Source organism: Psychrobacter sp. JCM 18900 (assembly GCF_904846625.1).
Classification (GTDB): Bacteria; Pseudomonadota; Gammaproteobacteria; order Pseudomonadales; family Moraxellaceae; genus Psychrobacter.
On record NZ_CAJHBL010000003.1, the window covers coordinates 117,254 to 130,148 of the forward strand.

The 12,895-nt window shown below is 41.4% G+C and carries 12 protein-coding genes; 5 read left to right on the forward strand and 7 right to left on the reverse strand.

Annotated elements, in window-relative coordinates; all coding sequences use genetic code 11:
- Nucleotides 1-23 precede the first annotated feature (23 nt).
- From JMX96_RS06090 to erpA, 6 genes are all read right to left on the reverse strand, one after another.
- Nucleotides 24-278 (reverse strand): GlsB/YeaQ/YmgE family stress response membrane protein, encoded by a 255-nt coding sequence (locus JMX96_RS06090; RefSeq protein ID WP_057757652.1) that lies wholly within the window; start codon nucleotides 276-278, stop codon nucleotides 24-26.
- A gap of 341 nt (nucleotides 279-619) precedes the next feature.
- The gene (gene mpl, locus JMX96_RS06095) at nucleotides 620-2,101 is read right to left on the reverse strand and encodes a UDP-N-acetylmuramate:L-alanyl-gamma-D-glutamyl-meso-diaminopimelate ligase (protein WP_201568116.1); all 1,482 of its coding nucleotides are present in this window, start codon (nucleotides 2,099-2,101) and stop codon (nucleotides 620-622) included.
- A 261-nt stretch (nucleotides 2,102-2,362) separates the two neighbouring features.
- Nucleotides 2,363-3,001 (reverse strand): copper resistance protein NlpE N-terminal domain-containing protein, encoded by a 639-nt coding sequence (locus tag JMX96_RS06100; RefSeq protein ID WP_201568117.1) that lies wholly within the window; start codon nucleotides 2,999-3,001, stop codon nucleotides 2,363-2,365.
- 442 nt (nucleotides 3,002-3,443) lie between these two features.
- Nucleotides 3,444-3,956 (reverse strand): disulfide bond formation protein B, encoded by a 513-nt coding sequence (locus JMX96_RS06105; RefSeq protein WP_057757661.1) that lies wholly within the window; start codon nucleotides 3,954-3,956, stop codon nucleotides 3,444-3,446.
- A 105-nt stretch (nucleotides 3,957-4,061) separates the two neighbouring features.
- Nucleotides 4,062-5,636, reverse strand: coding sequence for a glutamate--cysteine ligase (gene gshA, locus JMX96_RS06110; protein WP_201568118.1), 1,575 nt, complete (start codon nucleotides 5,634-5,636; stop codon nucleotides 4,062-4,064).
- Nucleotides 5,637-5,989: 353 nt separating this feature from the next.
- On the reverse strand, nucleotides 5,990-6,370 hold the full coding sequence (gene erpA / locus JMX96_RS06115; RefSeq protein ID WP_057757666.1) for an iron-sulfur cluster insertion protein ErpA: 381 nt from the start codon (nucleotides 6,368-6,370) through the stop codon (nucleotides 5,990-5,992).
- Between the two features lie 660 nt (nucleotides 6,371-7,030).
- On the opposite strand from erpA, the gene JMX96_RS06120 reads away from it, so the two are divergent.
- Nucleotides 7,031-9,052 (forward strand): ATP-binding cassette domain-containing protein, encoded by a 2,022-nt coding sequence (locus JMX96_RS06120; protein ID WP_201568119.1) that lies wholly within the window; start codon nucleotides 7,031-7,033, stop codon nucleotides 9,050-9,052.
- A gap of 72 nt (nucleotides 9,053-9,124) precedes the next feature.
- On the opposite strand, the gene JMX96_RS06125 is transcribed toward JMX96_RS06120, so the two are convergent.
- Nucleotides 9,125-9,487 carry a septal ring lytic transglycosylase RlpA family protein gene (locus tag JMX96_RS06125; RefSeq protein ID WP_057757673.1) on the reverse strand — a complete coding sequence of 121 codons (363 nt, stop codon included), beginning with the start codon at nucleotides 9,485-9,487 and terminating at the stop codon, nucleotides 9,125-9,127.
- Between the two features lie 875 nt (nucleotides 9,488-10,362).
- Here JMX96_RS06125 and JMX96_RS06130 point away from each other — a divergent pair.
- The 4 genes from JMX96_RS06130 (at nucleotide 10,363) to JMX96_RS06145 (ending at nucleotide 12,861) form a co-directional block, all read left to right on the forward strand.
- On the forward strand, nucleotides 10,363-10,662 hold the full coding sequence (locus tag JMX96_RS06130; RefSeq protein ID WP_201568120.1) for a Bor family protein: 300 nt from the start codon (nucleotides 10,363-10,365) through the stop codon (nucleotides 10,660-10,662).
- 9 nt (nucleotides 10,663-10,671) lie between these two features.
- Nucleotides 10,672-10,965: a Bor family protein gene (locus JMX96_RS06135; protein WP_201568121.1), complete on the forward strand. Its 294-nt coding sequence runs from the start codon at nucleotides 10,672-10,674 to the stop codon at nucleotides 10,963-10,965.
- Nucleotides 10,966-11,411: 446 nt separating this feature from the next.
- Nucleotides 11,412-12,437: a DnaJ C-terminal domain-containing protein gene (locus tag JMX96_RS06140; protein ID WP_201568122.1), complete on the forward strand. Its 1,026-nt coding sequence runs from the start codon at nucleotides 11,412-11,414 to the stop codon at nucleotides 12,435-12,437.
- A 100-nt stretch (nucleotides 12,438-12,537) separates the two neighbouring features.
- On the forward strand, nucleotides 12,538-12,861 hold the full coding sequence (locus JMX96_RS06145) for a chaperone modulator CbpM (RefSeq protein WP_102083164.1): 324 nt from the start codon (nucleotides 12,538-12,540) through the stop codon (nucleotides 12,859-12,861).
- Nucleotides 12,862-12,895: the final 34 nt, after the last annotated feature.

The window sequence follows — 12,895 nt, forward strand, 5'->3', positions numbered from 1 at the left end:
AACTATGCATGGCTTATGACTAATTATGCACGGCGTTTGTTTACAATCATTTCATATAGGAACAGTAGGATAATTGCACCAATTACTGAGAATATAAGACCAGTGAAACCACCATCAGCGTTGATACCGATTAGGCCAGCTAGGAAACCACCTAGCATTGCACCAACAATACCCAATACGATAGTCATAATCCAACCCATAGGGTCGTTACCTGGTTTGATGGCACGTGCTAATAAACCTGCGACTAAACCTACAATAATCATCCAAATAAAGCTCATGTTATTCTCCTAATATTGTTAATATTTATAATGTGTTACAAGTTTTGATAAATCTATTGTAAACACTCCTCGGACGCAAAAGTAAGCATAAAATGTTACTACTGTAGGGGCTATGTGAGGAAAAAGTCCGATTTGCTATCGAGTAAGGGCAATAAGTAAACGAAAGGTTACAAAGGTAGCAGTGGTGCTAACAGCGTTTATCAACGTAGTATCTGTAGTGCTGAACTCATATAGTGAAGGCATATAAATATTAGAAGTAAAAAACGCAGCCATCTATTAGATGAGCTGCGTTTGTATATAAGAGAATAAGAAGAGCTGCTTCTTTATCTTAACTATAAGCGTTAGCCGTTATGTAATGCGGTTAATAAACGCTGATGAATCCCTTCAAAACCGCCATTTGACATGACCACAATCGCATCACCTGCTTTTGCATGACTGCTAATATGCTCAATGATATCATCAATGCTTGATAACACTTGTTGGTTGCCGATAGAGTCGCTAGTAGCCTTAGCTTGTTCGATGACCTCTTTTAAGCCCCATTCCAAACCAGTAGGCTCGTACCATAATGTGTAGTCAGCAAGTGCCGCTGATTGAGCCAAGCTGTCTTGATGAATGCCCATTTTCATGGTGTTACTACGCGGCTCAATAATAGCCCAAATACGTCTATCAGCCAGCTTCTTTTTGGCACCATCTAATGTAGTCGTAATAGCTGTTGGATGATGGGCAAAATCATCAAAGACTAAGATGTCATTGACGTCGCCAATCAACTCCATCCGGCGCTTGATACCAGCGAAATCTGATAAAGCAGCACAAGCTGTCTCAACACTGACACCAACATCATAGGCCGCAGCTACAGCAACTAATGCGTTATTGACGTTATGGATACCGCTCATTGACCAGTTTACGATAGCAGTTGCCTCTCCATTAGCGGCAAAATTAACTTTAAACTGGCTGCCGTCTTCTTGAATCAGCTCAGCCTGCCAGTCGCTACTATCTTTTAGAGCACGTGCGTTTTCGCTGGTATTAGCTAAAGTAGAGTCGATGACGGCAGTACGCCAGATAGGTGTCCAAACCCCTTTCGCTAGCGTATCTTCTAGACTGATGGTTGCGGCTGGCATAATGATTTTGCCAGTGCTTGGAATCATGCGCACCATATGGTGAAACTGAGTTTGTATTGCATTGAGATCTGCAAAAATATCTGCATGATCAAACTCAAGGTTATTCAAAATAGCAGTGCGCGGACGATAGTGAACGAACTTCGAACGCTTATCAAAGAAGGCAGAGTCGTACTCATCTGCTTCAATCACAAAGTAGCCAGATTTATCATCATCGCTTTTATCAGCACCCAAATAGCTGCTATGGGCAAACACTTGCTGTAAGTGCTCGTCAGTCGTGTCAACCAATGGCACACCGCCAATCAAAAACCCTGCATCGATACCAGCATAATGTAATATCCACGCAAGCATAGTCGTGGTTGTGGTCTTACCATGCGTACCTGCAACGGCGATTACGTGACGTGACTGCAATACTTGCTCAGATAAAAACTGCGGACCTGAAGTATAACGCAAGCCATTATCTAGCATATACTCAATCACATCCATGCCGCGCTTCATCGCGTTCCCAACGACCACTAAGTCTGGCGTTGGTTGCAAGTGCTCTACCAGATAGCCTTCTTCGATAGTCACGCCAGCATTTTCGAGTTGAGTGGACATAGGAGGATAGACATTGGCATCTGAACCTGTGACCGTATGCCCAAGCGCACGTGCTAGCAATGCCAGTGAGCCCATAAAAGTACCACAAATACCAAGGATATGAATATGCATAGACGTTCCGTACGCGCTTGAATGAAAAGAATAGAGAGCTGATAAAATAAATTGTGAAGTGCCTAGCTGTCATCAGTAAAAATAACCACTTTGATAAACAACGACCAATACATCAGCTGGGCAAACAAGCAATCATTGTAAAGTAAACCCTGTTCGATGACCAATAAAAAACGCCTAACAAGTAGGCGCTATCTAGCTAATGTAATTTGGTCGTTTTAGTATGTAGAGATACGCCAACTAACAGTCAGCATGATGACGCTTTTATTTGCGAGATAACGTATAGTCATCCTCTAAATTATCGTGCTCATCGATCCGTATCAAATGATTGTCTTGGATATGATAGGTCTCGATATTTTTTCCTTCATAGACAATGGTAATTTTGTCATTGTCTTGTCGGTAGATACCGGATTCGAGTAGGGGTGTTTTTGGTTTTTCAGGATTATGATAATAACTTGCTTTTAGTACGGAACCATCAGCGAATAAGTTCAATGTGACATCAATACTGTCACAATCTGTACAAGAGACCATGCCGCCATAGTCGCCCATTAATGTCGCTTGCAGCATACTGCTTTTCGCTTCTGATCGCTCCATAGAGCTGTCTGCATAGGTATCTTTATTTGACTGAGCAGCAGCAATTAATGATTGCCCTTCCACCATTTCACCTGTCTCATCATCATTCGCTAGCTCAGCATTTCTAGCATTGTCATCTTGCAATGATTGTGAAGCCTCCTGCGACTCAGAACCAGTCGACGCGAACGTAGATACCATGTCTTTATCGGTATTGGACGAGGCACTATCACAGCCTACGAGTAGCACGCATAGTGACGCTACAAGTAACGAAGGACGCCACCGTTTTACGATAGCAAGCGTAGTAGAGCGAACGGGAGCAAAATATATCATGGTCATACCAAAAACAGTTTTTAACAAGTATTTTTCAAGCTCATCTATACTATCGACAACGTAAAGCCATTGTCAAAGATAAGGATAATAAGGCATGGGCGCGTAGTAATAATATAAATTAAGAACTTGATAGCATTATCTTATATTCAAAATACAGATAGCTTATGAGTAGAAAGCGACAAATATCTAATGCTTATCCGTTTATAAGGTAAGCTGACTAAAGATATCAAAGGCTTCAAATTATCTCTGTGGGCTTTTTGTTGTTGGCCTTATATCTAAAAGGCATAAGTTGGCATTAGCGATACCTGTTGGTAACGCTAATATGGTTTATAAGGGCGGGTTAATAGTAGACAAAAAAACAGACATTGTATCGAAGATAGCAATGTCTATTTTAAAACCAAAACTAGGAAAGAAACCTAACGTTTTATTGAGTCATACGATCTTAATTAGCAGATTTTACGATACGCATTAATATCAACACATGTACGATCAGCAGCACACTAAATAGAATCAACGACTGCTCAGGGATACTTAATCCCATAAGCGTCCAATCAACAGAGGCACATTCGCCAGATCCTGCAAATACTTCTTTGAATACTTGTAAGATAGGGAGGGTATCAAGCCAATAGTTCAGTCCTGGACCACAAGAAGGTACTTGGTCAGCAGGCAAATGTTGCAGCCATACATGGCGTGCTGCTACTGCAGTTGCCCAACCAATACCTACTAGACTACCAAGCCATAGCAATAGTCTTATCACTTTAGACTTAGGATTAAACAACGCTGATATCAGGGCAAATCCGCCCATGACGATTAGACCAACGCGCTGAAAAATACAGAGCGGGCAAGGCGAAAGCCCTAGATGACGCTGTAAATAAAACAGCGCAAAACTCATGCCTATGATGGCCATTATCACCAAAAATACTTGCAGGTTACGGTAAGTGGTTAGCTGTCGCATTGTGCGGTTACTCTTATGGGTTTATCTATAATAGATGTGGGGTAGCAATCAAGATTAAGCAGTCAAAATGTCACAGTCAGGACTTAGCAATTAATAACTAGCAACTTAGCGATATTGCTGTAAAAATTCCGCAAAGTCTTCTGTTTCAGACTGCTCAATCTCAGCTTGCTGTAAGATAGATTTTTCTGCCAATACTTCGTATTTAGCTTGAGTGTTTGGACTAAGTGTCTGCTGTAATAAAGACTCGCGATGCTGCTGAGCTAACGTAAATCCAAGCTGCCATAAGCTGCCTAAGCGTTTACTGTCAGAATTTACTTGTGCAGAGATAGTCGACTCAGAGTGTCCTGCTTTGCCCTGCATCAATGCTACAGCCGCGCGGTAATCGTTACCACCATAGTGAGCATCAAGCAATGCAGCAAGCGGCTGCATACGTTCTAGATGCGTTAGCATCCAGCTTTCGAGTGACTGCTCCTGGCCATTATTGATAATATGCAAGTCATCACGGCGACCTTCATTGACCACACGCTCGAGATTGATAGCGAGCGTATCTTCTTCTTCAGGTAGCAGGTCTGGTGAGTCACTGAACAGACAATACAGAGCCATCACTTCCAAGAAGCAAGCACTAGATAGGCGAATACCTACGTCACTATATGGGTCAAGATCGATAGCGCGGAACTCGACATAGGCGATACCGCGACGCTCAAGCGCTTCGGTTGGTGTTTCACCGCTCATTGCGATTTGTTTAGGACGAATAGGGCTGTAGTACTCGTTTTCTATCTGCAGAATATGATTGTTGATTTGGATCGGGTTACCATCTTCGTCTTCTAGGCCAAGCTTAGCAAAGCTTTCGTGCGGTGTTTGAATGGCACGGCGCAGACCATCGACATACTCTGGCAAATAATTATAACGGATATCAAGCTGCTCTTGCACGCTATTGGTATAGCCAAGCTTACCCATACGCAGGCTAGTCGCCGCAGGTTTGTAATAAGTCGAATCATTGAGCAATTCTAAATCGTGCTCACGCCCTGCCAAGAAACAAGGACATACGCTTGGACTAGCACCCAGTAAATACAAAACAAGGCTAGTCAGACGTTTAAAGTTACGAATCAGCCCTAAGTATTTCTCGTTTTTGAACTCTGTTAACGTTTGGCTTTGTGCAGTCGGTGTTTGGGCTTGCCAAGTCTCAAACAACGTATCACCAAAAGACAAGTTGTAATGTAGACCAGCAATCGTCTGCATGCGACGACCATAGCGGATACCAAGGCCACTACGATATAGAGTTTTTAGCTTACCCGTATTAGAGCTACCATAATCAGCTAGTGGGATATCCTCATCTTTAGAAGACAACATGCAAGGCATCGATAATGGCCACATCAGCTCACCTTCAGGTATGCCCTGATAGACCAATACGTGCAATTGGCGCAGCATATTGAGGGTTTCTTTTGGTGAGGATTTTGGTTCAGTGATGAGCTCAAGCAGACTTTCTGAGTAATCGGTAGTAATAAAAGGATGGGTAAGTTTTGACCCAAGTTTGGTTGGATGCGGGGTCTGTGCCAAGAAACCATCAGGCTTTACGCGCAGGCCCTCTTTTTCAATACCGCGGAGCATACCCGTTAAGTGTTGGCTATCAAACCAATTAGGGATCTCAAAATTAACAAAGCTACTCGCAAAATTACTCATAATAGTCATCTATTGTTATTTATTATGGCGGATCAAAACACGATAAGCGTTTGTCCATAAAATAGGTAAATGTTAGGTCAATAATTCCGTCAGTTTAGCTCAAAGCTGTCTTGAAAACCACGGACAATTACAAATACGATAAGCTTTAGGCAAAGCGATTTGTGAGGATTTTGACCCTGTTTTTAATACAAATTCATCTCGAATATAGCGTTATTCTGGCCAGACATTTTGATAAAAAAAGCATCTACCTGAGAGATAGATGCTTTATTCATTATGCCTACAAGCCATTTGACATAGTATTGGCACACTATCGCATTATCTCAATAACCATAGCGCGACCGCGTCTATTTGGCTTATATAGAGAATGACGAACCGCAGCCGCACGTGGTCGTGGCATTTGGATTGGTCACCACAAAACGTGCCCCTTCCAGACCTTCGGTATAGTCAACGGTAGAGCCTTGCAAGTATTGATAGCTTAGTGAATCGACGACTAACGTCACATCACCATTATCAAAATTGGCATCGTCTTCGTTTAGATCGTTGGCAAAGTTAAACCCGTAAGAGAAACCAGAACAACCGCCACCCGTCACATAGACACGTAACATAAGATCACTATCGCCTTCTTCTTCGCGTAGACGGCGTACTTTTTGCGCCGCACTATCAGTTAGGCTTAATACGGTTGGGTCTACTGGCTGGCTTGAGCTTGGACTAAATTGGTTGGCTGATTCGTTCATATCTACCTCAGTTGCTAGGATCAAATGCGGTCGTCGTCCTGTTTGGGTTTGCAATAGGGTACTTGCAAATAAAGATACGCACGGCGTTTGATTTAATTGGGTGCTGTCATTATGGCAAAGCTATTGGTGCATTATAAGCTGTTTGTACAATTTCAAAATATTATTTGTGCCACCACAATATTTATTGGCTCTATTGATAGTGGGCACTTATCTTTTAGCAGTATATCATAATGGGGGTGCTGATTCGTTTGTCAAGAGTGATGCAACTACTGAATTTTACTAATAAATAGCAGTGCTCCATTTTTGATATTGTGTTTTTTAAAATAACTGCGTCAATGGGCTAAATCAATAACCAGACTAAAAAATAATAGCGTGTGACTATATAAAACCCTACTTAGTAATATTAGGCAGTCTTAAAGCTTATTAGTCATATTACGGTATTTTACGGCCATAACCTTTATAATAGTAACAACCATGTATGAGCTCAAGAGTCGCTTGTGCAACTTAAGGTGTTTGGCGTAATAAATACTTAGTTTTGAAATAGTTATTTAATTGTTTGCCTATGGAGCAAGCGTTTGAAATAATAGCCGCCAGTTGGCATACCTTATGTGTGTTTCTTATTGCCCTATATCTATATTATTGTTGAGATGAAGAAATTATATGATCGAATTTAAAGACGTTGGTGTTCGCCGTGATGGTCGTGAATTGTTTGCAGGTGCAAGCTTTCAGCTCCATCCAGGTCACAAAGTTGGACTGACGGGCAACAACGGCACAGGCAAATCTACGTTATTTGCGCTATTACTGACGCAGATGGGTACAGGCGATACAGAGGTCACCCTTGATAAAGGTGAAGTCAGTATTCCTGATAGCTGGCATGTGGCGCACATGGCGCAGGAAGTTGGTGCTACGACGCAGTCTGCAATCGATTATGTATTGAGCGGTGATGAGCAGTGGTATGAAATTAATGCTGCGCTAAATGATTTAAGCAGCGTTAGTGATGAGCAAATTGGTGTGCTACACCAGCAGTTCGATGAAATCGACGGATATCGTACGCCAACCAAAGCAGCACAAATTATGGCAGGTCTGGGTTTTAAGACTAGCCAGCATGAACTGCCCGTAGAAGGGTTTTCTGGTGGTTGGCGTATGCGCTTAAACCTCGCCAAAACCTTGATGAGCCGTGCTGATTTGATGTTACTCGATGAGCCAACCAACCATTTGGACTTGGACGCTATCTTGTGGCTTGAGACATGGATCAATGCCTATATGGGTCTGGTCATCGTCATCTCGCATGATCAGGCATTTCTAGATGCAACCGTCGGTCATATCCTGCATGTAGAGCAACAAAAAATCACCCTTTATACCGGTAACTATCAGCAGTTTATTCGTACCCGTCACGAGCGTATGGCGCAGCAGCAGCAAGCGTTTGAAAAGCAAGAAGCGACCAAGGCTCACTTGGATGATTTTATTCGTCGTTTCCGTGCTAAAGCCAGTAAAGCCAAGCAAGCACAGAGCCGTATTAAGCAGTTAGAGCGTATGGCAGAGCTATCACCAATGATGGCTGACAACCCTTTCTCGTTTCAGTTCTATGAGCCAGCAAATATGAGCTCACCGCTGATTGAGCTAACCAACGCAGATATTGGCTATAGTGAGACACCGCTTCTACACAATGCCAATGTACAGGTTACCCCTGATACCCGTCTTGGCTTATTAGGTATGAACGGCGCTGGTAAATCAACGTTGATTAAAGCCTTAGTCGGTGAGCTTGGTGTATTAACAGGGAAGTATCGTGTTTCGGATACCCTAAAGCTAGGTTATTTCAATCAGCATCAGATGGATATCCTAGATGCCAAAGCAACGCCTATAGAGATGTTACGTCGCCTAGCAGGCAAAACCTCCGATGCGATGCTACGTTCATTCTTGGGTAGCTTTGACTTCCGCGGTGAGCGTATTGACACCCCAAGTGAGCTATTCTCAGGTGGTGAGCGTGCACGTCTGACACTAGCATTGATTGTTTGGCAACGTCCAAACGTTCTTGTACTCGATGAGCCAACCAACCATTTAGACTTACAAATGCGTCAAGCATTGACTATCGCCTTGCAAGGTTTTAAGGGCGCAGTGGTACTGGTCTCGCATGATCGAGAATTGATTGCCAATGTCTGTGATGAGCTGTATCTGGTACATGATGGCATCATCGAAGAATTCGATGGTGACATTGGCGACTATGGTAAATGGCTAGCAGAGAAGCGTAAGCAAGAGAACGCATCAGATAAAAATACCGGTAAGAAAAAAAGCAAAAAAGAGAGTAAGAAGTTTGTTTCACGTGAAACAGATAATAGTCAAGTAAACAACAAATCATCTGATAACTCATCAAACAGTAAAGCTGCTACACCTGCACTTAGTAAAGAAGAGCAGCGTAAGCTAGCCGCTGAACAGCGTAAAATGACAGCACCTATCCGCCGTGAGATAGAGGAAACAGAAAAGACACTGGCTAAGATTGATAAGCAGCTTGTGACGCTTGAAGAAAAACTGGCTGATACGGAGTTGTACGAAGAGAGCCGTAAGTCTGACTTGCTTGTATTACTCAATGAGCAAACAGCGCTACAGCAGCAGCATAGTGATAATGAAGAAAAGTTACTACTATCAATGACGACTTTAGAAGAGATGGAAGCTAAGTTCGCATAAAGCGTTCTAGATAGTTAGTTATATAAGCAGACATAAAAAAGGGATGGCATAAGCCATCCCTTTTTTATTACATTATTCCTTACGATATTTGCCATCGCCGTACGACAGTATTTCCATCGTAGTCGTACAAAGCTGACAGTTTATTTCACCAGCAGCGGCTTTTGATAAATCAAGGATACGACCTCTAATAAAAGGTCCTCTGTCCGTAATTTTTACAACGACGCTCTGCTTTGTCTTTTGATTGGTTACTTGTACCTTCGTGCCGAACGGTAACGTGCGATGTGCAGCGGTTAAAGAGTTCATGTTGAAGATGCTGCCACTCGCTGTGCGCTTGCCATGAAACTTACTACCGTAGTAACTGGTATTGGCAGCGAAAACTGTGGTGCTAAGTAGTAGCGATAAAGTGACAACCAAAGACTTGATTAAATAAGACATTTAATACCTTTAAGCAATTAATAAAATAGACAGATGCTCTTGCCTACGTTATCTATACTCCCTATGAGTATGAATAATAGGGGATTCTACAAGAGCTAGCTTGTCATATTATTACTGCCGTGTAAAAAACTCATGAGGTCAAATAGCTGTTTTTTAAGGAAAAATAGCTATTTTTTAGCAAGAATAATGATGATATAGGTACTAAAATTAGACTTATAAAGAGTGATTCTCATAAAGAAGCCGACAAAATATTGGAAAGCCATTAATACAATATAAATAGGTAATATATAAAGACCAAATCTATCGATATAGCATAATTATCGTTATGAAAGCTCAAATAGTAATAGATAATATAATGTAAAAAAACCTTGCTATATTATTACTATTTTGTAAAGACAATATTGTTGAACTTTATTCTATAAATTATATTAGATATCTTCATGACAGTATTGATCACATCACCTGAAAACTATTTTTCTATTATTTTTTAATGACGTTTCAACTTAAAAAACTATGTTTGATGCGATTGCGATCGTAATGCTTCAACTTATTGTAGTGAAGAATAAACTTGGTTGTAGATTCATAGCAGCGGAGTTTTATCGCATCGCAAGATAGATAAGGTTTGTAAGCAATATTCTAAAGTGATGGTACTAGTTCCAGCATATTGTATATAACATAACGAGATAGTAGAAAACTGCGCTTATAACTGAATTAAAGAGACGATTTTTATTTGTTTAAATATATTTAATGTTCGCAAATAAGTTCTAAGTTACCAATAAAATAGATAAGAAAAAATTAGCTTACAAATGTGTTGCATTGCAGATAGTTTGACAGTATTATTCGCACCAAACAAATATCAGTTAATGAGACCATATATGAATAAGATAGTTGCTGTAGCGCTACTCGCTATCCTGACATCAGGATGTGCGACCCAAAATTATCTGTTGTCTTCATCAGAGGCGCCAAGTACTTCGGTACAACCGAACGCTGAAAAGATGCAGACGTTTTTTGTAAGCGGCCTCGGTCAAGAGAAGGAAATTGATGCAGCTGCAGTCTGCCAAGGTCAGCAAAATGTGGCCAGCATTCAGACTAAGTCCAACTTTATCAACATTGTACTAGGTACCATTTCTAATGGCATTTATACCCCTCGTCAAATCAGTGTTTACTGTAAGTAAGGAATAATAATGAAAAAATTACTAATAACAGCAGTGATGGGTTCGGTATTTTTGGCATCAGGTTGTGCTACTCAAACTGGTTTAATTCAACCAACCCAAAAAATCACCCCAGAATATACTAAATCACAAACTTTCTTTATCGGTGGCATTGGACAAGAACAGACTGTAAATGCTGCCGAAGTATGTGGTGGTGCACAAAATGTAGCTAAAGTTCAAACTGTGCAAGAGGCTAAAGACATCGCGCTAGGTCTAGTGACTTTCGGTATTTATACACCTCGTACTGCTAAAGTTTTCTGCCGCTAAAAACAGCGACTAATACATCGTAAAATATCACTTTATCGTTAAGTGACGAACAACTGAGCGATCTATTATCAGGCCTTTAGAATAAAAAAAGAGCAAACAGTTACTGTTTGCTCTTTTTTATTCTAAAAATTTAGTACGTACTAGAAAAAAATTAATATCACGCCAGCAGCTATCAAAGAATAACGATGCCAGACTTATAATAACGTACTCAGACACTGTGATGGCCGATAATAGCGTAGTGTTAGGTGATTCAGATACGATAGATGCTGCTATCGCTTGGCATAGCTACTGGTAATATTTATATAACGGTGTTTGTTGTAATTATTGTTATGATGATAAGTAGGCTACAAAAATTGCTATAGCAAAGTCTAGTAGCTATTTATACCGTATCGTTTGAAATTGGCAGACTGATACCACTAATATGTTTTTATTTTGGGGAAAATAACATGGCAGAGAAAAACTACTATGACATTTTAGGGGTCAAAAAAGACGCCTCAGACGCTGATATCAAAAAAAAATACCGCAAGCTTGTTCGTCAGTATCATCCCGATGTCAGTGATCATCCAGACGCTGATAATAAAATTGCAGAAATAAACAACGCTTACGAAACGATCAGAGATAAAGAAAAGCGCGCTGAATATGATGCTATGCTCAATAATCCGTTCGCAGGTCAAAGTAGATCAAGTGGGTTTGGTGGCAGTGGGCAAACTGGTGCGGGTCAAGGTGGGTTTCGCTGGGAAGATATCAAAGATCAGTTTGGTGACGGTGAGGCCTTTGGTGATGGTGGTTTTCGCTTCGATGACATTTTTTCAGCATTTGGTCGCGGCGCACGTGGGTCAGCTGGTGGGCAGACGGGTGGTCGCTCTCAAAGCAGCGGCTTTGATCAATTTGGTGGTGGCTTTGGGACGCAAGACAGCAAAGGTCAGGATCAGCATGCTGAGATTACCGTTGATTTGTCTTCAGTCTATAGTGGCGACGACTACAGCATTAAGCTAAACGTCCCTGTTCGTCAGCCCAATGGTAATGTCGACTACGATAACAAAACCCTTAAGATAAAAATCCCTAAAGGCATCACTGACGGTAAGCAAATACGTTTGGCAGGGCAAGGTGCTGCTGGTAGCAGTAATGGTAAAAATGGCGATTTGTTTTTGAAGGTTAAAATTCGTCATGATGCCAATATTCGTATAGAAGGCGCAGACGTTTATCAAACTGTGAATATTGCACCGTGGGAAGCGGCATTGGGTGAAAAAATCAATGTCAGTACGCCAGCGGGCACGCTTGGTGTGACTATTCCTAAGAACAGCAAGTCCGGTAGCAATTTACGTCTTAAAGGAAAAGGTATCCCTGCTAAGCAAGCAGGTGACTTGTATCTAACTCTAAATATCGTCAATCCTGATGTCAGTAGTGATGCGTCGATACAGGCTTATGAGCAGCTAAAACAAGCCTTTGCTGATACCAATATTAGTCGTTAAACAAGATTATGAATAACCATTACTTATTACTGAAGTAATAAACGAATAGCAGAGATGAATACGATACCGATGAAATAAAGAGAAAACGAGGATAATAGCTATGAACCACTCGACTGAATTTACAGACATCATCATGAGCTTAGATGAACTGGTCTCTGCCTGTGGCCAAGAGCGCCAATGGGTCATCGAATTAATCGAAGAAAATATCATTGAATATGATGTACCAGAGCATGAAAAATTTACTGGTTATCAGCTGACGACAGTGCGCCGTGCATCGCGATTGAGTCGTGATTTTGAAGCCAGCGTACCAGCAATTGGTTTGATACTTGAGCTGTTAGATGAGGTTGAGCAACTGCGCCAACTTAAACGTCAGATAGAGCAGCAAACACCAGTCATCGAAGTTGATATAGACAATTTAAAGTAATCGAGCAATCAAGAGAACACGTAAAAAAAGGGCC

What these genes read in the sequence shown, in the direction of transcription:
- gshA (WP_201568118.1), bottom strand. Translation starts at nt 5,636, where the DNA reads ATGAGTAATTTTGCGAGTAGCTTTGTTAATTTTGAGATCCCTAATTGG.
- JMX96_RS06125 (WP_057757673.1), bottom strand. Translation starts at nt 9,487, where the DNA reads ATGTCTTATTTAATCAAGTCTTTGGTTGTCACTTTATCGCTACTACTT.
- erpA (WP_057757666.1), bottom strand. Translation starts at nt 6,370, where the DNA reads ATGAACGAATCAGCCAACCAATTTAGTCCAAGCTCAAGCCAGCCAGTA.
- JMX96_RS06105 (WP_057757661.1), bottom strand. Translation starts at nt 3,956, where the DNA reads ATGCGACAGCTAACCACTTACCGTAACCTGCAAGTATTTTTGGTGATA.
- JMX96_RS06135 (WP_201568121.1), top strand. Translation starts at nt 10,672, where the DNA reads ATGAAAAAATTACTAATAACAGCAGTGATGGGTTCGGTATTTTTGGCA.
- JMX96_RS06090 (WP_057757652.1), bottom strand. Translation starts at nt 278, where the DNA reads ATGAGCTTTATTTGGATGATTATTGTAGGTTTAGTCGCAGGTTTATTA.
- JMX96_RS06100 (WP_201568117.1), bottom strand. Translation starts at nt 3,001, where the DNA reads ATGATATATTTTGCTCCCGTTCGCTCTACTACGCTTGCTATCGTAAAA.
- JMX96_RS06120 (WP_201568119.1), top strand. Translation starts at nt 7,031, where the DNA reads ATGATCGAATTTAAAGACGTTGGTGTTCGCCGTGATGGTCGTGAATTG.
- JMX96_RS06140 (WP_201568122.1), top strand. Translation starts at nt 11,412, where the DNA reads ATGGCAGAGAAAAACTACTATGACATTTTAGGGGTCAAAAAAGACGCC.
- mpl (WP_201568116.1), bottom strand. Translation starts at nt 2,101, where the DNA reads ATGCATATTCATATCCTTGGTATTTGTGGTACTTTTATGGGCTCACTG.
- JMX96_RS06130 (WP_201568120.1), top strand. Translation starts at nt 10,363, where the DNA reads ATGAATAAGATAGTTGCTGTAGCGCTACTCGCTATCCTGACATCAGGA.
- JMX96_RS06145 (WP_102083164.1), top strand. Translation starts at nt 12,538, where the DNA reads ATGAACCACTCGACTGAATTTACAGACATCATCATGAGCTTAGATGAA.